The organism is Moorena sp. SIO1G6 (genome assembly GCF_010672795.1).
GTDB lineage: Bacteria > Cyanobacteriota > Cyanobacteriia > Cyanobacteriales > Coleofasciculaceae > Moorena > Moorena producens.
In genome coordinates, this window is sequence record NZ_JAAHFZ010000054.1 from 22,271 (window position 1) to 41,403 (window position 19,133).

The window sequence follows — 19,133 nt, forward strand, 5'->3', positions numbered from 1 at the left end:
GAACTAACAATGACTCTTCTGTTGATAATTATAATTCTTATGAAGCACTTGAGATTGAAGGGCTGCATCTCACTGTCTTGATGGAGTTGATCATGGCGGGAACCACGGCAGTCGTTCATGGGGGAAACCCCCAAGACCACACCGGTAGTCCCTGATTACTCAAGCCTCCCGAAGCTCTACTGGCTGTATGGCTCATCATTACTAGCTTTGCAACTTTTTAGATCAGATTTTGCACATTTTTTTTTTCTAGGGCTGAGTCTTAAATATAGGGGTGCGTTCCACGTCGCCTCAAAACTTAAATAGTCCACGAGGATCATTAATTTCTCACTCATACCCCACATTCCACCTTCAGAATGGGTCAACTTGAGAAATATACACATTCTTGTGAACTATTCTGCTTATGGAGCTTGGAGTAATGTCTAGAGTAGATTTTGTTGGAAGTGAGTTATTGACAGATAGTGGGATATTAATCCTGGATAGGGCATTGGATCAGGCTCTATCAATTTTGGCTGATTTTGCAACAGATGAGTCGTTTGAGCAGAAGATTATTGAAGTCTTTGGTGATCAGTTTGATACCCAGAAGCTAGATGAGTTACGTCAGAATTTTACCTCAAGCAGCTTAGACTGGTTACCAAAATTTGAGATTCGCTCTGCTGATGAACTAAATGGAGCAAATGCTGCATTTGCGGCAAGTAACAACAGAGTGTACCTTTCACAGGATTTTATTAGTGCCAATAGCTCTGATATTCAGAAAACTACGGATGTTCTCTTAGAGGAGCTAGGTCATTTAATTGATTCAACTATTAATACTGAAGATACACCTGGAGATGAGGGAGAGTATTTTAGCTATCTAGTTCAAGGTAAAGAATTAGATTCAGAAAAAGTAGCAACTATCAAAAGCGATCAGGATTTTCTGTCTCTTCATTTAGATGAATCAAGTACACTTTTATATGAAACTCAGACTTTCAGACCAGAAGAAATTGAAGGAAAATTATACGTGGCGGCAAGAGACCTTGCTCGTTTTCCAGTTGGAACTCATCAATTTTTAATAATTGAGATTTTTAATATTGATAGTAATTTATCAAAATACTTAACTGAAAATTACTCTGATATAGATATTGAAATTGAAAATTTCAATAATTCAAGTCAACAACTGAGCAAGAACTACATAGTCATTGGTGCTCATAATCCATCTGATAGGCTTCAAGTAGAATTTTCCAGAGAATCAGATCTTGATGCAGCTCGTGAAAAATTTACAGGTAAACGTGAAGCTCTAATATCGTGGGACCCTGAGTTACATGAAGTTAAGTTTTCAGATAGTACAAGCGTATCATCTGATTTTATTTATGACTTACTAGATGCTGTCAGAGCTTATACCTTAAATGAGAGTGAGATACCTATATACTACCCTGATATATTAGGTTCAGGGGAACCTGGATGCGCAGCAGATTCAAAAAACCATAAGTCTAAAGAAAAAGCTATAAATTTGGGCTTTCCTTATACAGGTGATTATGTAGAAAAGCCCGTCAATAGTAATAGTTGGGCACAGTCTATTGTTCGTTTTGTAGGTAAAAACAGAAAAGAAAAAGTAAATTTTCCCGAAAATTATATGGGATTTGATTGTCTTTCTGAAAACCGGATTGATAATTGGTATTTCACTTTATCATCACAATCCAATAGTGCAGGAACAACAATTGCTGATGCCTTAGATTCTAGCCTTACGACGTTAGAAACACTCACAGAAGATAAATGGTCATCAGTGTTTTCATCAAGTCCAGTACCTTTTTCCAATCAAGAAGACGTAGAACTCAAATCTTTTTCAAGTTCAAGCTCTGAGCTTACTCCTGTTGAAAATAGCCGATCGATTCAGGTTGAAGCTTCTTATGATTCTGTTGAAGAACAAAAGCTGAACCAAACAGCTTATTATGATGTAGAGAATGATTCAATATTGGTTTCAGTAGAAGCAAACTCTTCACTACCGAAACCTATAAATTTTCTTGGTGAAATCAGAAATACACTGGTTCCTATTTTCAGGCAATTGTCGAATGAAGATAACTTAGAATCCGTCCAAAAATTACTTGTTGATGCTCTTGATTCTGATGGCTTAAATCTTGTTGATAGTGAGGATGATATTGAGGTGACAGGAGATATCAATGGAGATTTTGCTGTTAACCTTTCATTAAACTCGGATTTACCACTAATTGAAAGATCTCTAAGTGCAGACTTCGGTTTGCCCTGGCTTGGATTAGAAGTTGTTGATGGTGGGACTGTCAAAACAGCGTTCAACTATGAGTTCGACTTTTCATTCGGACTTCGAGATGGTGAATTTTTCTTTGATACTCCAGAAGAAGAAGATCTTTCAATCAGACTTGATACATCGATCCCTGATGTAGATTTTAATGGTAACTTGGGCTTCTTTCAGTTTAATATCACTGATGAGGATACAGATACCAATTCAGACAATGATGGAGTTGATATTGATGGCGATGGACTTACTCCTAGTAAAGTCAGCTTAGGGGCAGCAATTGACTTAGATTTTTCCGATGAGAGTATTGCCATTAAAGACTTTAACCCTACAGGAGAAGCTGATATCAACCTTAACTTAAAAACAAGTTTTGATGATTCTGTCGTTTTGCCCTCTATTGAAACGGATTTAGACATTGATATTGATTTTCTTAATGAAAGTGATCCTGAAATTACATTTAGGGATGTTCAGCTTGGGTTAGGAAGCTTCCTCAGTCGCGTTGCTGGCCCTACCTTTGATGTTATTCAGGAAGTAACAGACACTTTCCCGATTAAAAAAATAACAGATACGCTTGGAAAAAAACAGTTTCTTCTTTGGAGAAAGTCCCTGGCTGAAGTTGCGGAAAAGGCTGGCTCATCCTTTTTCGAGCCACAAACTCTAGAGTTTATTAAAGTTGCTAGTGAAATAGCTGAAGTCGTTAATTTGATTAACTCTATTTCAGCAGATTCCCAAAATACAAAGATTAATTTTGGAGACTTCACTGTTAATGGTGCAGAGGTTCAAAATGGTGGGCTTGAAAGTGTTTCTCCTATTCTATCCGGTGAAGAAACTGATGATTTTCTAGATTCTTCAGAGAACGTTATTAATGGATTTACTTCAACCTTAGAAGATTCTTCAACAAATCTGACGTTCCCAATCCTAACGGAACCAACTACAGCCTTCAACCTTTTACTGGGGAAACCTGTTGATTTATTCAACTTAGATCTACCCGTTCTAGGTTTAGGGTTTGAATATAAGTCACCAGAATTTCGTATCTTTGGCCCTCTCACTGTTCAGATTTTAGGTAGAGCTGGAGCTGCGGCTAACTTAGACTTTGGATTTGACACCTATGGTCTAGAACAATTTAAAGCCAGTGGCTATCAAGATCCATCTTTGATTGCCCAAGGACTTTACGTCGCTGATCTGCCTACTGATTCAGTACCACAGCCTCTTGATGGTAGCCGAGAAGGGGGATTTGCCGCTGGTTTGGGGGCAGCAATTGCAGCAGACGTAGGCATTAATTTAGGGATATTAAGAGGTAGTGTTGAGGCAGGGATTGCAGGAACAACTTATTTAGACCTTCTACCAGACGAATCAAACCTCCCAGATGACGACCCACGTAAATATAGAGAAGGCAGAAAGCATATCCTTGATTTTGATAACCTTGGCTGTTTATTTGAACTAGAAGGAGGTCTGGATGCAATTCTAGGAGCCAAGATTCGGATAGGCTTCGGGCCTTTTAGCTTTAGCAAGCGAATTACTATTGTTAGAGAAACCTTGGTAGATTTCCATGCTGGATGCTCTGATGGCGATGGTGATGGTGCTATTGAAGAAGATGGCATCCTTAAACTGAAGACCAATGGTGGTAATGACTTAGTTCTGGTTAACCACATTGATGGTGAATTGGGTGCAGAGACTATCGAAGTTGAATCCTATGCTGTAGAATACCAAGATACTGAGAACGGAGAAATCTCTGGTCAAAATGAACCGCGAGGTAATGCCTCTTACAACAATATTAAACAAATAGAAGGTAATGGAGGCAAAGGTAAAGATCGTATTGAGATTGGAAATACTGTCTTAGCTCCTACCTTTATTAAAGGTGGCGGGAATGATGATGAGCTATTCGGTGGAAGTGGTTTAGATACATTTGAAGGGAATGACGGAGATGACTTCCTATCTGGAGGAAAAGGAAATGATGTCCTCAAGGGTGGCAAGGGAAACGATTTCTTTGAGGGAGGTGAGGGTAACAATACCATTGATGGCGGTAAAGACGATGATGGGAAAGACGTTGATGCTATTAGTTACGCCAATGAAACTGAGGGAATCACGGGAAAACTTGCCCCAGATGCAGATGGGAAGATTTATGTGAAACGAGCCAATGGTCAGACTGATACAATAATCAATGTTGAGCAGTTTGATCTAACAAACAAAGATGATGTCATGACTGGCACCGATCAAAATAATGAAGTTATTGACGGTCTAGATGGAAATGACAAAATTTACGGTTTGGGCGGTGATGATTTCCTTATTGGTGGTCTTGGTGCAGATTTGATTGATGGTGGTGAAGAAGGAAATAAGGGAGATGGAACTAGCTATATCAAGGGAGATAGAACTAGCTATATCAAGGGAGATGGAACTAGCTATTTAAATTCTTTTGCTGGTGTGAGAATTGATTTAGAGACAGGCTTTGCTACAGGTGGAGAAGCAACAGGTGATCAGCTAATCTCTATCGAGCATATCTTAGCAACAGTACATCCAGACGATCTCAGAGGTAACGAGAAAGCAAATATTTTAAACGGCTCAGAAGGTAATGATGTTATAGAAGGTCGTGAAGGGGCTGATCAACTTGATGGTGGTGGTGTTCGTCGATCCTCGGAGAGTTCTGATAAAGATGTACTTTCTTATGAATCTTCTTCAACAGGTATAGCAGTTAGTCTCAAAGATGGTAAGGGTACTGGAGGAGAGGCAAATGGAGACAGTATTGCTTTTGCATTTTTTGAAAAAACTTCTGAGTTCAGCAAGTACAGTTCCTTTGAAAATCTGACAGGTTCACATCAAGATGATAACAAACTGGAAGGTGATTTAGGTGACAATGAAATACGAGGTCTTGAGGGTAATGACAAATTATATGGTGATGGTGGTAATGATACGCTAATTGGTGGAGTAGGAGCTGATCAGTTTAACGGTGGAGAAGGAGAAGACTGGGCTGACTACAGTGAAGCTCTTTCCAGTGTTGGTGTTGACTTAGCCTCTCAAGGATTTAGGGGAGAAGGGACTGGTGATACTTTTGAAAAACAAAATAGCCAGTCAACAACTGAAAACCTAAAGGGTTCTCCATACGGGGATACCTTCTTTGGAGATATTGGCAATAATGATATTGATCCAGATATAAGCAGTGGTGAAACTGACTTTGTTGATGGAAGAGAAGGAGATGACCTCTTAATTGTCAACTATGGTATCAGGAATGACTGGGGGAGTGGCATCACTGGAGGTTTCGACAGCGATAATGCAACCTCTGGTTATATTTCTAGACAAAGAACAGATTTAAATGGTCAGCAATTAAATGATGCTATTAGTTTCTTTAACATTGAACGAAGTCAAATAATTGGCACGATTCAAAGTGACAATATCCAAGGTGGTGGTGGTTTTGATACTATTTTTGCTGGGGTTGGTGATGATCTAATTAGTGGTGGTAATGGAAATGATAGGATTCAAGCTGATGATGGAGATGATATTTTAATTGGAGGAGCTGGTGCTGATGTGCTAGATGGTGGTGAAGGTCAAGATACAGCTAGCTATGAAAATGCCCGTTTCTCAGGTGTATATGTTGACCTAGAAAAATCTTTTCAAGAATTTGTATATCTGAACCCATTCAGCGATGCTGCTGGTGATCAACTCATCTCAATTGAGAACTTACATGGTTCTATATATGATGATTGGTTATTCGGTAATAATCAAGCTAATCAGCTTTATGGAGATGCAGGAAATGATAACCTGACCGGGAAAGGCGGTGCAGATACATTAGATGGTGGAAGTGGTATCAATACAGCTTCTTATTCTAATTCCCTTGAAGGTGTCAGGATTAACTTAGAAACTGGAAACATTCTAGGTGGTGATGCTGAAGGTGATACTCTCATTAATATCCAAAACATTACAGGTTCTAGTCAAGACGATTCTCTTGCTGGTGATTCTAGTAGTAACAATTTAAGAGGTTTAGAAGGTGATGATCTACTTCAAGGCAACGGTAACAATGATACTCTCTTGGGAGGTAATGGTAGCGATACTTTAGAAGGGGGTTCTGGTAATGATGTCCTAAAAGGAACTTCAAATAGCAACAATGTACAAGAGATTGATGTTCTCACTGGTGGGGATGGTGCTGACGAATTTTATCTGGGGAATAGCTCATCATATTACTATAAAGCTTCAGACAGCTACGCTATCATTACAGACTTTAATCCTTCTGAGGATACTATCCACCTTTATTTTACAGAAAAAGGTTGTATTCAGTTATTTCATGATTACTACTTGGCTTCTACAGGGGATACTTTACCAACAGGAATAGGAATTTTTAGCCGTGGGTCTCGTGAGACAAATAAAGATGAACTAATTGGAATTGTTCAAGGAGGTTTCGACCTAGATATTCAGGATGATTACTTTATATTCAACAAAGTAGAAGATCACTGCGGTGTTCTTTTAGAGTAAAAATAATACTCTATTTCTGTTTGATTGTATCAAAGTTTAGCAAGACTCAAAGTGAAACTTGTAAATTCATATTAAATACCTTAATTGGAGAGGTAAAATGAAATCAATAAAAATTGAGAGCTTGTTGTTCATCTTAACGAGCACCTTAACATTTATTCCTGTGCAACCAGCAACAGGTTTTGATGTGCAACAAAACAGTTCACCTAATTTTTTAATTGACTTTTTGTTGGGTGATACTACAGGACTTAGTGATTTTAAAGTTGAATTAAATGGAGATTCAAGAGGATTTGGTGTTTTTGAAGATGATCCATTTAGATTAGAATCGGGTATTGTATTGAGTACAGGAAAAGTCAATGAGATTGTCGGTATTAACAGTTTTGATGGAGAAAATCCTAGTTTTACACAAGATTTAAGTACAGATTTTGGTACTCCAGGTGAAGATATAACGTCATTGGTTATTGAGTTTGATGTTAGTTCAGAAAAAGATACTCTGTACTTTCAATATATATTCGGATCCGAAGAATTCATTGAGTATGGTGGAAGCCCTTTCAATGATTCATTTGAATTTCTGTTAAATGGGGTTAACCTAGCAACATTAACTGATGGTCGTCCAGCAACTATTAACCAGTTATTTTTCGATCCTGAACCAGGTATTGAAAGCGAAGCTGACCCATATCATCCTGATTTTATCTATAACCCTGTTGGGACAGGTTCAGTTAGTAATTTTACAAAAATAGATGGCTATACACGTCCTTTGCTTTTCTCGGGGCCACTACTACAAAACTCACGCAACAGACTTGAAATTAAGATTCAAGATGTCAGAGATGGGATATATGATTCTGCTGTTTTCCTGAAAGCTGGAACTCTTGGTACTGTGAAACCACCTTCAATTGTTGGTGATGGCCTTGATGGTGCTTTAGATGATGAAAGCAATCTGAAAGTGCCAGAACCAGCGTCTTCATTAGGGATGCTTTTTCTTGGTGGATTGCTTCTGACTGGACTTTTAACCAGAGATTAGTTTTAAAATAAATTTTTGGGGGAATGATATACCAGCCCGAACAGTTACGACACAGAATAATTGAGACCTTTGAATTATCTCAGTTTCAAAAGACTTTGGCAGATTTAATTGAAAACAAGCTCTCCTACAGAAGTCAGCATAACTATTCATCTTTTAAAAACCTGAATTATCTACAATTTATATCAAAAATTATGGAACATTAATGTCAGAGTAAGCGCAAGAAAGAGAACGCTATTTTGTGCTAGCAGCCGATAGTTATCAATAAACCCTGCCTTGTCTTGATGCAGCCCCTCCCCATGAGCGACTGCATCAGGACAAGGTTAAAAACTGTAATCCTTGTTTACAATTCCTACACGAAACGCTATAATTCAAAAGAACTTTTACCTGGTAATTGCAAATTGCTATAGCAATCCGTGTAGGAATTGTGATAATTTTTCTTCCCGACTCCCGACTCCCGACTCCCGACTCCCGACTCCCGACTCCCTGTACCCTTTGCTAAATGCAAATCCAAGACTACTTCAACTTCCTAGCCTCTGATGATATCCGCATCAAAGGTAGCCGCATTGGCATCGAAAGTGTCCTCTACGAATACATCTATCGTGCCAAAACCCCCGAAGAAATTGCTGAACAATTTGAGACCATTACCCTAGAAGAAGTCTACGCCACCATCCTCTACTATCTACACAACAAAGAGGAGGTCAGGGCTTACTTGGCTGACTGGCTAGAGTTTTGCCGTCAACAACGAGAACAGCAAAAACGTAATCCTTCCCCTGCACGGCAGAGGTTTCGGCAATTAAAAGCAGAAGCAGATGCTCAGCAAGAGTCTACTAAATCAGTTAAGGCTGTAACCTAAAACGCATTTGAAATAGGTTTTAGGTAAGCATTCAGCTATCAGCTATCAGCTATCAGCTATCAGCTATCAGCTATCAGCTATCAGCTATCAGCTATCAGCTATCAGCTATCAGCTATCAGCTATCAGCTATCAGCTATCAGCTATCAGCTATCAGCTATCAGCGATTAGCTATCAGCGATTAGCGCTACGCCCACGCTACGCGAACAGTTTTCAGCTAAAGGCTAAAGGCTGACCGCTGACCGCTGACGGCTGACGGCTGACTACTGACCGCTGACCGCTGACCGCTGACCGCTTACCCCGACTCCCGACTCCCGACTCCCGACTCCCCAAAACCATTAAGAACTGCCATAAAATGGCATAATTGCCTGATGCCCAAATAAATAATAGGGTAATCCAAGATAATGTGAAGGTAATCGACATCTGTTACCTTCAGGCCATGACCGAAGGACCAAACCGCGATCAGACTAGTCGTCTGGTCTTATTCATTACCCTCTGGCTCAGCTTGTTTGTTTTATCAGTCAAGGTGTCAGCAGCTTGGGCTACCCAATCGCTCAGTCTGATGGGGGAATCTCTGTTCACCCTATTAATTTGCTTTAATACCCTTGTCAATTTGCTGATGATCACTACCTATGACAATTCGCCAGATCTGTCAGTCTATGGTCATGGTAAACGGGAAACGGTGATTACCTTTGTGCTAATTGCCTTTTTCGGCTTTGCTGGGGGAAATTTGTGCTTACTGTCCTCTCAGCAGTTACTAACCCTGATTCAGGGAGGAACCTTAACTATTGGTGTCCGGCTCAGTTTACCCTTAGTACAGCTGTTGGGAGCAGTATTAGCCATGAGCCTTGGTTGGTCTTGCCTGATGGTTTACCAAGCTAGAGTGGTCAGGAGTCCTACCCTACGCTTTCAGGCGGCTCAAATGCTTCAGGATGTGGGCTTAACTATACTAGTACTCGGTGGGCTTTGGGGCGTTTCCCAAGGTTTCCTATGGCTGGATCCACTGTTGAGTAGTGTGCTGGTGCTCTTTGCCGGGGCAAATTGTTGGCAAGTTATCAACTGGCAATTGCCCCTGCTAGTCAAACAAAATCCCATTGATCCAGAAGCGATCGCTCAAATAGCCCATCAAGTTGGAGGTGTCACTCGCTGTGATCAAATTCAGTGCCGGGGTGTTGTAGGACGCTTCATGTATGTTGAAATGCATTTGGTAGTGCATCCAGAGTTTTCAGGAGTCATTTCCCTGATTGCTGAACGGATTCAGGGAGGAATTCAAGAACGCTACGGACCAGTACAAGCTATTTTCCACATCGATGATGACTTAACCGAATCCTTACGATGGAATGGCTCGAACCGTAACCAACAAATGAACGGTAAAGATGACCCAGATGGGGAGTAGGGAGTAGGGAGTCGGGAGTCGGGAGTAGGGAGTCGGGAGTTGGGAGTTGGGAGTCGGGAGTAGGGAGTAGGGAGTTGGGAGTCGGGAGTCGGTGTCCGAAGTTCAACACTTCTGCCGATTACCCTTAATCATTCCACTATTGAGCAATGCCCGATGTCTGTGAAGCCTTTAACTATAAACTGAAAAGGATAATGTTACCAATTTTTCAATGTTTGACTTTAATATCCTATGTGATTTCTCCCGTAACCATTGTGTAGCCATCTGTGCCATTTTAGTTCCTGCTAACTTGCTGCTGACCTTGCAAAGCATCATTTTTACTGTCATTGGTTATCCCCAAGTTCAGGTGCGAAAAGCTGCTTTACTTGCCTGCATCCCAGCTTTGGCAGTAATATTCCATGTCTGTAGTTGGTTGATGATTGGAGTGGTGATGGCTCCTACCTACATTCTGTTTACTTTAGGAGGTATCTGCTTAAGTATTAATGTTTGGGCTATCAACCATTCTACTAGAATGGCCTATCATAGCAGTTCTCAATTCGGTGAGGTACAAAATCCTGGGTTTTAGGGAGCAGGGAATAGGCAACAGCTAATAGGCAACAGGGAAAAAATCGGTAGTGTCAAACAAGTAATGATTTTAGCTCCCGTTACCTTGACCAGACCAACGCCGACTCCCTACTCCCTACTCCCTACTCCCTACTCCCTAAAAAGCTAATCAAAAGGATAAGCCATCCGATAAGGATCAACAATCTGGTCAAATTCAATAGCAGAAACATAGCCTAATTCTAGGCAAGCTGCTTTCAGGGTAAGGTTCTTCTCAGAAGCATGGTGCGCCACTTCTGCAGCTTTGTCGTAACCGATGATTGGACTCAAAGCAGTGACTAGCATCAGGGACTGTTCCAGGAAATACTGGATTTTCTCTCGATTCGGTTCCAGTCCCTTCAGCAGGAAGTCTGTGAAATTGTTGCAGCTGTCAGCAAGTAGATGGACAGATTGGAGCAAGTTGAACACAATCATAGGCTTAAAGGTGTTCAACTCAAAGTGCCCCTGAGCACCAGCAAATGCGATCGCACTATCGTAGCCCATCACCTGAGTAGCAGCCATAGTCATCGCTTCGCACTGGGTCGGATTAACTTTCCCTGCCATAATCGAAGACCCTGGCTCATTGGATGGCAGCTTCAGTTCCGCAAATCCGCACCGTGGTCCACACCCAAGGAAACGGATATCATTAGCAATCTTCAATAACGAGCACGCTAGGGTTTTCAGGGCACCGCTAGCCATAACCATGTCATCATGAGCTGCTAGAGCCGCAAACTTGTTAGGAGCAGACACAAAGGGCAAGCCGGTTAACTTAGCAATATGCTCAGCAGCCTTTTCAGCAAACCCCTTGCCAGCATTTAACCCAGTCCCGACAGCGGTTCCACCAATCGCCAACTCGTATAAGCCAGGAAGAACAGAGTCTATCCGTGCTAAATTAGCATCTAGCTGGGCAACGTAACCGGAAAACTCTTGACCCAAGGTTAACGGTACAGCATCTTGAAGGTGAGTGCGCCCAATTTTAGCTATATTATCCCATGCTTTCGCCTTCTCCTCTAGAGAATCCCGCATTTTGTTCACCTTGGGCATCAGTTGCTCATGAAAGGCTACCGCTGACGCGATGTGCATGGCCGTGGGAAAGGTATCATTAGAAGATTGGGACATATTCACGTGGTCATTGGGATGAATGGGTTTTTTGCTACCCATCACCCCCCCAGCTAGTTCAATAGCACGATTAGCAATCACCTCGTTCACGTTCATGTTGCACTGGGTACCACTACCAGTCATCCAAACACGGAGAGGGAAGTTACCGTCTAGCTGGCCTTCGATGACCTCTGTTGCTGCTTCAATGATTAACTTAGCTTTATCCTCTGGTAGTTTACCCAGTTCACAGTTAGTCAGAGCAGCCGCTTTTTTCAGAATAGCCATCGCTGTTATCACTTCCGGAGGGATAAAGTCTTGTCCAATCGAGAAATATTTTAGCGATCGCTGAGTTTGAGCGCCCCAATACCGATTAGCAGGAACTTCGATTTCCCCCATGCTATCGGTTTCTGTTCGCATCTTAGTCATCAGTGATATCAACTCCCCTTGCTTCCTTCGTTTATGGTATAGCAAAGACAGTAGGGAGTAGGGAGTAGGGAGTAGGGAGTAGGGAGTAAGGATGCATCGCTTTTCTGGTACTTCATGCTATGTTTAAAATAGCGATAGATATCAGCAATTTTGGTAACCGTTTATGGCTGTATTAAAACTTGATTATGATTTCCCAATCAATCATTAAAACCAATCTTGATCATAAAAACCAATACCGATCGGCTCTAGTTTAGACTGTTACCTGTTATATTTGTCTAGATAACCTCTTATAGTTAGTTTCAAATCAATAGAGTTTTTTCTAGAAGAAGTGTAAGATAAATTCTTAATTATTAATTCTAAATTATAAATTTTTCATTATAAATTTTTCATTATAAATTCTAAATTATAAATTATAAATTCTAAATTATTAATGATGGAAGAATGGTTAATTTACAAGGAGTTTCGGTTTGAAGCTGCTCATCGCCTTCCCCATCATGACGGCAAATGTAGTAGGTTACATGGCCATAGCTGGGTGGGGCGAGTTTATGTCAAAGGTAATCAACTGATTGAGGAGGGTTCCAAACAGGGGATGATAATGGACTATGGAGATATCAAGACCTATCTCAAGCCTCTGTTGGATAACTTTTTGGATCATTATTACCTCAATGAGACAACCGGCTTGGAAAATCCTAGTAGTGAAGCGATCGCCAAGTGGGTTTTTGAGCGACTTGAAGAAGCCGGTTTACCAGGATTGTATGCCGTTGAAATTCAAGAAACTTGTACCTCTGGTACGCGATACATGAAACCTAAGCCCTGAATGGAAAGCCATAGAAGTTAACACTCAACACTCAAAACTCAACTTCAAGGACTTAGTTACCCGAATAGGAGTTGCCAACCGACAAATGCGATCGCTAAATCTGCAAGAACATGACTAACATAACCAGACCAGATTGAACGGTAGGTTAGATAGCACCACGACCATACCGCTCCAGCCATGAACACCCCTAATGAGCCAAGTATGACCACCAGCCAATCCTGGGTATAAAAGGTTAAAGCAATAATGTGATGGAGGGTAAACAGCAATGCACAAAGCAATACTGACCCAAGTCCGGGGATGAGAATCTGGCACTTGCTCCAGACAAACCAACGCCAGATATACTCTTCCAGGAAGGCATTAATAAAAGTCCAATACATCGCCCCGAGTACATAAATGTATGCACTAGTTATGCCAGCTTCTTGGGCTTGACTTTGAACATCCGTCTGATCAATCCAGTGCTGACCAAAAAGCCAATAAGCCCCAAGGATGATCCCAAACATCACCAGTCCCAAAATAGTTCCAGTCAACAACTCCTGCCGCTTCGGCCAGGATAAACGTAACTTGCCACGATCCACCCAGAAAAACCAAGCAAGAGGCAGTGCTAGTAACCAGACTTTGCAAAATGAGAATACTGCCTGCCCTAATGATCCTGGAGCAATATATAGTGCCATTGCTATACCGATACTCCCAGCAGGAACTAGCAGTAGCAGAGCCAATAGGGGATTTTGACCAGAGTCAGTCTTGAGCATTGGAAATTCTCCGGTGGTAACTTTATTGGTTATGCTATAAGCTTTGCTGCAAACTATCGGTAAGTTCTGTGCCAGTTGTAAAAGTTTCCTAAGGTTTTAGCTAGGATAACGTCATGTCTTTAAACCTTTTTGCCATACTGCCCTCTTCCAACGCCATAGCTTCGCTGATGTATAGTTCCTGCCTCGGCAGTGGGATCACAATTCCCTCTTCTTCAAATCTTTCTTTGATAATTTGTCTGAGGTCACAATAGGCTGTCCAGTAATCCTCTCTTTTAGTATATACCATAAACCAAATGTTAACAGCATATTCAGCCAATTCACCGGTATCAATCCAAGGTCCAGGGTCTTTCAATACTAAAGGATGAGAGTTAGCAATATCCTGAAGAACTTGGATCGCCTGAGTAATACTATTGGCGTAGCTGATCCTAACTGTAATAAAGATAGCGCGGACGGGGCTAATGGTTTCATTCTCGATAACGTTACCCCAGACTGAGTTGTTCGGCACAATAATAATTTTATTTTGAGAAGTCTTGATGGTGGTGCAAATTAAGTTAACATCTTGAACCTTTCCTTTTACCCCAGCTACTTCAATGGTATCCCCCACATCGAAAGGTTTATAGAGTAAAATCATTAACCCATTGGCCAAGTTACCGAGGGTACTTTGGAACGCAAACGCTACCACAAAACCAGCAGCTCCAATCATAGCGATCAGTGGTCCAATACTGACCTCTAGGGCAGTAATCCCTACAAGAATACCCACCACAAATAATCCTTGGCGGGTTAGAGTAACCAAGAACTGACCCAGCATAACTGAGATATTCGGGAACATCCCCAAAGATTTCTCGAGGACTGTACTTAAGATCACCGAGAGGATGCTAAAGCCAGCAATGATTCCTAGACATTTGCCAATGTTATTGGCCCAGCGCTGACCTCCTTCTTTAGACTGGAGCCAGCCAACAATGGTAATCCAGGTTCCTTGAGTGTCGGTTACGTCAACCTTAATCCCACTGATGGCATTGACGTATTTTTTGTACAACTCGACATCACCACCTTTAGTTTCCAGCTCTTCAAGTACCACCTCAAAGCGTTCGCTCAAACCAGCCCGTTCATCCCGCAGTTTCGTGAGGTTGACCAGTACTTGCTTTTTAACTTCGGTCTTGGCCTCGACCGCTTCTTCTATCTTTTCTTGAGCTTTTTCCAGTCCCTGTTCAGTCTTTTTATGCTGTTGTTCATCAGTAACGACTTTGTTGCTAATTGTCCCAATCTGCTCTTGAACCTTAGCAACTTCATCGTCTGAGGTTTTGGCTTTATTTTTATCCTCTTCCGTACCTTCAACTGCTTTATCAATTGCCCCCTGCAAGGTTTTATCCTGCTGGGTCTTTTCTTCTTCTTTGACCGCTTCTTCTACTGACTTCTGAGCTTTTTCGAGAGCTTCCTGTGCTTCAACAGCCGCGTCATTAGCTTCAACGGAACCTGATGGTGCTCCCTCAGTCTCGATTTTTTCTTTAGTGTCTTTGGCTTCCTCAAGAGCTTCTTTGGCCTCTTCTAGGGCATCAACAGCTTCCTTAGATTGTTGAAGCTCTCGATTTTTGCGCTTGACAGCAATTTCCGCATCGCTGAGTTCTTTAACTTTAGTTTTAAGCAAGAACATCCACCCTTTAGCTTCACCCTCCAGCTCATCTAATGTCAAGGGCTTGAGCATTAGCTCTAGCTCCTCAATCGGAATAGTTGGATCTTCAGTTGTAACTGCTTTCTGATTAGGTGCATTAGTGCTTTGTTGAGCTTGGACAGGTAACCACCATGCCCCAACGATTAAGAGACTGCCAAACAAAATGCTAATTTTCTTTTGTCGGTAACGAATCATTAGTTTTTGGTGTTGATAAGACGTTAATTAGGTGTGCTTGACCTATTAAGAATTAAATTCGCACCTCATGGCGCGCGCCTTCGGGTCGCACCTGAAGAGTTAACAAGTATAGTTGGCTTCACTATTAAGTGTTAACCAATGAAGATGCAACCTGTATAGTTGGCTTCACTAGTTGAGTGTTAACCATTGACTTTGAACAGTTAGTTACCCATTACCCCCTAAAGATGGGCAGGGCTGTAACATTGCTCTATTTAGGCTGAGGAGTAGAGCACCAGAGGAGCGGAGGAGCAGAGCTGAATGCTCCCCAACTATTCGGGATTTTGACAGAATTTATCCGTTTATAATTCTCTTTATCTAACCAAGAAATAAAGATACCGCAGAAGTCAATAGTTAACGGTAAATATTTTACTATAAACAGTAAAATATATATAGATAGCTTTTTATTGGATCAAATCAAGAGATGTCCTTATTGTTAACCAACATTTTTGATCAATAAGCACCTTGGACAAAAATTTTGCCCAATCTTCCCTGAGCACCGATTGAGTGGTATATTATCACATTTTTATTTCCCCGAGTGTTAATTTTTGTTTCCATCATCCATGGCTTATGGTTTAACATCACTTTGAAAACGTGCGGAATTAGCAGCTTCTGCCGCAGCCACATCCCCTTTACCAAAAAAGGCAGGAAAAGGTTTGGGGAGCTCTAGTGCACGTTGAGTTGCAGGTCTGGCATCAATACGGTCAAACCAGGCTTGAAGGTTATTCAGCCCATCCACTGATACTTTCGCCCAGTAATAAGCTCGTGCCCAAGGATAAGTGGCCATATCTACAATCGTGAAGTCATCGCCAAGGATGTAAGTTTTCCCCTCAAGCTGCTGATCCAAGACTTCCAGCAGCCTGCGTGATTCTGTCCCATAGCGCTTGATGGCAAATTCATCACGATGCCCTTGAGGTTCTGCAATCCGCTGAAAGTACATAGCTTGACCCATCATCGGTCCAATACCACTCATCTGAAACATCAGCCACTGAAGTGCTTGGGATCGTGCTTTTTCCCCTTCGGGAAGGAACTTCCCATATTTCTGAGCCAGATACCAAAGAATAGCACCCGACTCAAAAACCACAAAATCGTCATTACCACGATCAACGATGGTCGGGATACGCCCGTTAGGGTTAAGAGATTTGTACCAGTCTGACTTTTGTTCTTTTTTGGAAAAGTCAATATGGGTCATCTCATAGTCCACTTCTGCTTCTTCAAGAAAAATCAGCGGCTTCCATCCGTTCATAGTCGATGCGGTGTAGAGATGAATCTCAGGTTGTTTTGTCATGATTTTTCTTTGGATGAGATACTTACTAAGAGTTAGTTTTAATGAGTTTTGGAGCACGGAGCAGACAGAGGCTCGGCTACTTCAACACCTAAATCATGGGCGGAGTCAAGAAACACCATCTTTAGGTGACTGATGTATCGGTCTCGGTCAGCGTCAAATTGTGGATTTTTGATCACGTTGTAGCAAGCGAAATGGGGCAATTCCTCGAAGCCACAAAACTCATGGCTTTTACGCATGGGCAGCAGCACCTCTTCTAGTGAGCGTCCTTCAAAGAAACTATTGGGATTATTAAAAACATCGGCGGGCGCATTCCATGTAGTAGACAGCATGAATTTCTTGCCATTCATCAGGCCACCCGATCCGTATGAGCCATCACTGTGCCCGAAAAACTCACCATAGGCGTAAACATCGTCTATGTAACGCTTCAGGATTGACGGCATCATGAACCAATACACTGGGTACTGAAAAATTACCCCATCAGCTTGCTTGAATTTCGCAATCTCCTCTGGGATGTTGTAGCCTTCTTCCACAACAGTGGTGAGTAGCTCGTATTGATCTTTCAATATTTCCACCGCTATCTCGAAAAGACCTTGATTGTAGCGGCCTTTGGCGAACTCCTTAGTCTCTTTGCCCAAAATCAAAAGCAAAGTTTTCATGACTATTACTTCCCCCCATCAGATAATGTGTACAGTTATTGCTTCATGTATTGCTTCATGGTAAAAATTAAAGTTACTATAGTCAACTAGTATACGTTTAGTAACCAGGTATAAAAAATGAGTTCCGTCATGGACATGGAAACAGATAGCGATATCGACATCAAAACCAATAGCGATAGCGATCGCATCAAGAAAGCCATTGACCCCTGTCTCAGCCCCTGTCCAATCGAGCGTGGAATGAGGATTTTGGGTGGCAAATGGAAAGGATCGATTCTTTGGCATCTCAAGGATGGCCCGATGCGATTCAACGATCTGGCGCGCCAGATCGGCGGAGCTAGCAAAAAAATGGTGACCCAGCGGCTAAGAGAAATGGAGGATACGGGCTTAGTCAACCGTAACGTCATCAGTACCAAGCCCATTGCTGTGGCCTATGAAATCACAGATTTTGGTCGAACAGCCCTCAGATTTCTGGAGGAGCTAAAGAAATGGGCAGAGGAATATAATATCTAATCTTTTAGCAGTTCTCAATTCGGTGAGGTAACCCGCCCTTGGGGTTAATGGGAGTCGAGAGTAGCGATGCATCGCTGTATCGCTTTTTCTATCAATCCTATGTTTACATCTCAAATAAAAATGCTATATTTTGTCATACTATTAATTGGTTTTTATCTTGGGTAAACCTCAAAAGCTAACTGGTGCCGATAAAAACACACGTTGAATTCCGCGAAAAAGTTCATGTGTCCGAGAATTACAGGCACGTCTTTGGATTGAGTCCAAGCAAATGCCAGCAAAACAGGCGAAAACGAAGCAACTGTACCCGAAATAACCAATCCTCGTGCCTGACTTTGAGCCAAGTTCCCACTCAAGGGAATGGAGATGGTTTGGTTCTCCCAGACTGCCCCTAGCTGTACGCCAATCTCGTAAGGCAGAACATTGACACTTGCACCGGTATCCAACAATGCCATCACTTCTAGAGAACGGTTCCCCAAACTGAGAATCAAGGGTAAATATGGCATGATGCTCGATCGCCCAAGGCTATCGGTTCGCTCTGTGAATGAAAAACGTTGACCATCAACCATTGGCTGCTTCCTGTGCTGCTACCAGAAGATCTGACAAGGCTTGAACTGCCTCGTGATCTGCCTGAGGAGACCAGAACACAGCTTCAGTTGATGCCAACTGATTCAGAAGCACGTTTTCAGAATCACTATCTTCAACAGATTCTAGGCTACATCCTTCTTCTTTAGCAACTGCAAGGAGAAGAAAGTGGATGAGTCGAAGTTTATCTTGATGAGATAGTTTACTAACCGTGGGTAAAAGTTCGCTGAGGGACATATTGGTTCTCTCAAATGAAAATGCTATAGGTAGAATGTAGAATGTAGAATGTAGAATGTAGAATGTAGAATGTAGAATTTAGAATTTAGAATTTAGAATTTAGAATTTAGAATTTAGAATGTAGAATGTAGAATTTAGAATGTAGAATTTAGAATTTAGAATTTAGAATTTAGAATTTAGAATTTATAATTTAGAATGTAGAATTTAGAATTTAGAATTTAGAATTTAGAATTTAGAATTTAGAATTTAGAATTTAGAATTTAGAATTTAGAATTTAGAATTTAGAATTTAGAATTTAGAATTTAGAATTTAGAATTTAGAATT

The 19,133-nt window shown here is 41.5% G+C and carries 15 protein-coding genes; 7 read left to right on the forward strand and 8 right to left on the reverse strand.

Translation table 11 applies throughout. The annotated features are described in order from the left end of the window. The first annotated feature begins 415 nt into the window (after nucleotides 1-415). The 3 genes from F6K63_RS29655 to F6K63_RS29665 all read left to right on the forward strand — a co-directional run bounded on the left by F6K63_RS29655 (nucleotide 416) and on the right by F6K63_RS29665 (nucleotide 8,577). Complete coding sequence (locus tag F6K63_RS29655; RefSeq protein WP_287313953.1) at nucleotides 416-6,706, forward strand: calcium-binding protein; 6,291 nt, start codon at nucleotides 416-418, stop codon at nucleotides 6,704-6,706. 97 nt (nucleotides 6,707-6,803) lie between these two features. Next, on the forward strand, nucleotides 6,804-7,724 hold the full coding sequence (locus tag F6K63_RS29660; RefSeq protein WP_287313955.1) for a choice-of-anchor L domain-containing protein: 921 nt from the start codon (nucleotides 6,804-6,806) through the stop codon (nucleotides 7,722-7,724). Nucleotides 7,725-8,223: 499 nt separating this feature from the next. Then, nucleotides 8,224-8,577: a DUF433 domain-containing protein gene (locus tag F6K63_RS29665; protein ID WP_287313956.1), complete on the forward strand. Its 354-nt coding sequence runs from the start codon at nucleotides 8,224-8,226 to the stop codon at nucleotides 8,575-8,577. Nucleotides 8,578-8,787: 210 nt separating this feature from the next. Here F6K63_RS29665 and F6K63_RS29670 read toward each other — a convergent pair whose 3' ends face one another. After that, complete coding sequence (locus F6K63_RS29670; RefSeq protein WP_287313957.1) at nucleotides 8,788-8,997, reverse strand: hypothetical protein; 210 nt, start codon at nucleotides 8,995-8,997, stop codon at nucleotides 8,788-8,790. A gap of 16 nt (nucleotides 8,998-9,013) precedes the next feature. On the opposite strand from F6K63_RS29670, the gene F6K63_RS29675 reads away from it, so the two are divergent. Continuing rightward, nucleotides 9,014-9,970: a cation diffusion facilitator family transporter gene (locus F6K63_RS29675; RefSeq protein WP_287313958.1), complete on the forward strand. Its 957-nt coding sequence runs from the start codon at nucleotides 9,014-9,016 to the stop codon at nucleotides 9,968-9,970. A gap of 208 nt (nucleotides 9,971-10,178) precedes the next feature. Next, complete coding sequence (locus F6K63_RS29680; protein WP_071105686.1) at nucleotides 10,179-10,532, forward strand: hypothetical protein; 354 nt, start codon at nucleotides 10,179-10,181, stop codon at nucleotides 10,530-10,532. 143 nt (nucleotides 10,533-10,675) lie between these two features. Here F6K63_RS29680 and fumC read toward each other — a convergent pair whose 3' ends face one another. Beyond that, nucleotides 10,676-12,070 carry a class II fumarate hydratase gene (fumC, locus tag F6K63_RS29685; RefSeq protein WP_071105685.1) on the reverse strand — a complete coding sequence of 465 codons (1,395 nt, stop codon included), beginning with the start codon at nucleotides 12,068-12,070 and terminating at the stop codon, nucleotides 10,676-10,678. A gap of 433 nt (nucleotides 12,071-12,503) precedes the next feature. Here fumC and queD point away from each other — a divergent pair, with 433 nt between their 5' ends. Then, complete coding sequence (gene queD, locus F6K63_RS29690; RefSeq protein WP_287313965.1) at nucleotides 12,504-12,887, forward strand: 6-carboxytetrahydropterin synthase QueD; 384 nt, start codon at nucleotides 12,504-12,506, stop codon at nucleotides 12,885-12,887. Between the two features lie 56 nt (nucleotides 12,888-12,943). On the opposite strand, the gene F6K63_RS29695 is transcribed toward queD, so the two are convergent. The 4 genes from F6K63_RS29695 to F6K63_RS29710 form a co-directional block, all read right to left on the reverse strand. Further along, nucleotides 12,944-13,636 carry a CPBP family intramembrane glutamic endopeptidase gene (locus tag F6K63_RS29695; protein ID WP_287313959.1) on the reverse strand — a complete coding sequence of 231 codons (693 nt, stop codon included), beginning with the start codon at nucleotides 13,634-13,636 and terminating at the stop codon, nucleotides 12,944-12,946. A 100-nt stretch (nucleotides 13,637-13,736) separates the two neighbouring features. Then, nucleotides 13,737-15,500 (reverse strand): mechanosensitive ion channel domain-containing protein, encoded by a 1,764-nt coding sequence (locus F6K63_RS29700; RefSeq protein WP_287313960.1) that lies wholly within the window; start codon nucleotides 15,498-15,500, stop codon nucleotides 13,737-13,739. A 604-nt stretch (nucleotides 15,501-16,104) separates the two neighbouring features. Next, nucleotides 16,105-16,824, reverse strand: a complete 720-nt coding sequence (locus tag F6K63_RS29705; protein ID WP_287313961.1) for a glutathione S-transferase family protein — start codon at nucleotides 16,822-16,824, stop codon at nucleotides 16,105-16,107. A gap of 38 nt (nucleotides 16,825-16,862) precedes the next feature. Beyond that, nucleotides 16,863-17,480, reverse strand: coding sequence for an NAD(P)H-dependent oxidoreductase (locus F6K63_RS29710; protein ID WP_287313962.1), 618 nt, complete (start codon nucleotides 17,478-17,480; stop codon nucleotides 16,863-16,865). Nucleotides 17,481-17,609: 129 nt separating this feature from the next. Here F6K63_RS29710 and F6K63_RS29715 point away from each other — a divergent pair, with 129 nt between their 5' ends. Further along, on the forward strand, nucleotides 17,610-17,990 hold the full coding sequence (locus F6K63_RS29715) for a winged helix-turn-helix transcriptional regulator (protein WP_502708382.1): 381 nt from the start codon (nucleotides 17,610-17,612) through the stop codon (nucleotides 17,988-17,990). 152 nt (nucleotides 17,991-18,142) lie between these two features. On the opposite strand, the gene F6K63_RS29720 is transcribed toward F6K63_RS29715, so the two are convergent. Both F6K63_RS29720 and F6K63_RS29725 read right to left on the reverse strand, forming a co-directional pair. Further along, complete coding sequence (locus tag F6K63_RS29720) at nucleotides 18,143-18,556, reverse strand: pepsin/retropepsin-like aspartic protease family protein (RefSeq protein WP_287267730.1); 414 nt, start codon at nucleotides 18,554-18,556, stop codon at nucleotides 18,143-18,145. Next, nucleotides 18,549-18,809, reverse strand: a complete 261-nt coding sequence (locus F6K63_RS29725) for a hypothetical protein (protein WP_008184627.1) — start codon at nucleotides 18,807-18,809, stop codon at nucleotides 18,549-18,551. Before F6K63_RS29725 ends, F6K63_RS29720 begins: the two co-directional genes overlap by 8 nt. Nucleotides 18,810-19,133: the final 324 nt, after the last annotated feature.

Coding starts and splice junctions, on each gene's coding strand:
- F6K63_RS29665 (WP_287313956.1), top strand. CDS start 8,224: ATGCAAATCCAAGACTACTTCAACTTCCTAGCCTCTGATGATATCCGC.
- F6K63_RS29670 (WP_287313957.1), bottom strand. CDS start 8,997: ATGTCGATTACCTTCACATTATCTTGGATTACCCTATTATTTATTTGG.
- F6K63_RS29710 (WP_287313962.1), bottom strand. CDS start 17,480: ATGAAAACTTTGCTTTTGATTTTGGGCAAAGAGACTAAGGAGTTCGCC.
- F6K63_RS29720 (WP_287267730.1), bottom strand. CDS start 18,556: ATGGTTGATGGTCAACGTTTTTCATTCACAGAGCGAACCGATAGCCTT.
- fumC (WP_071105685.1), bottom strand. CDS start 12,070: ATGACTAAGATGCGAACAGAAACCGATAGCATGGGGGAAATCGAAGTT.
- F6K63_RS29725 (WP_008184627.1), bottom strand. CDS start 18,809: ATGTCCCTCAGCGAACTTTTACCCACGGTTAGTAAACTATCTCATCAA.
- F6K63_RS29680 (WP_071105686.1), top strand. CDS start 10,179: ATGTTTGACTTTAATATCCTATGTGATTTCTCCCGTAACCATTGTGTA.
- queD (WP_287313965.1), top strand. CDS start 12,504: ATGGAAGAATGGTTAATTTACAAGGAGTTTCGGTTTGAAGCTGCTCAT.
- F6K63_RS29705 (WP_287313961.1), bottom strand. CDS start 16,824: ATGACAAAACAACCTGAGATTCATCTCTACACCGCATCGACTATGAAC.
- F6K63_RS29695 (WP_287313959.1), bottom strand. CDS start 13,636: ATGCTCAAGACTGACTCTGGTCAAAATCCCCTATTGGCTCTGCTACTG.
- F6K63_RS29715 (WP_502708382.1), top strand. CDS start 17,610: ATGGACATGGAAACAGATAGCGATATCGACATCAAAACCAATAGCGAT.
- F6K63_RS29700 (WP_287313960.1), bottom strand. CDS start 15,500: ATGATTCGTTACCGACAAAAGAAAATTAGCATTTTGTTTGGCAGTCTC.
- F6K63_RS29660 (WP_287313955.1), top strand. CDS start 6,804: ATGAAATCAATAAAAATTGAGAGCTTGTTGTTCATCTTAACGAGCACC.
- F6K63_RS29655 (WP_287313953.1), top strand. CDS start 416: ATGTCTAGAGTAGATTTTGTTGGAAGTGAGTTATTGACAGATAGTGGG.
- F6K63_RS29675 (WP_287313958.1), top strand. CDS start 9,014: ATGACCGAAGGACCAAACCGCGATCAGACTAGTCGTCTGGTCTTATTC.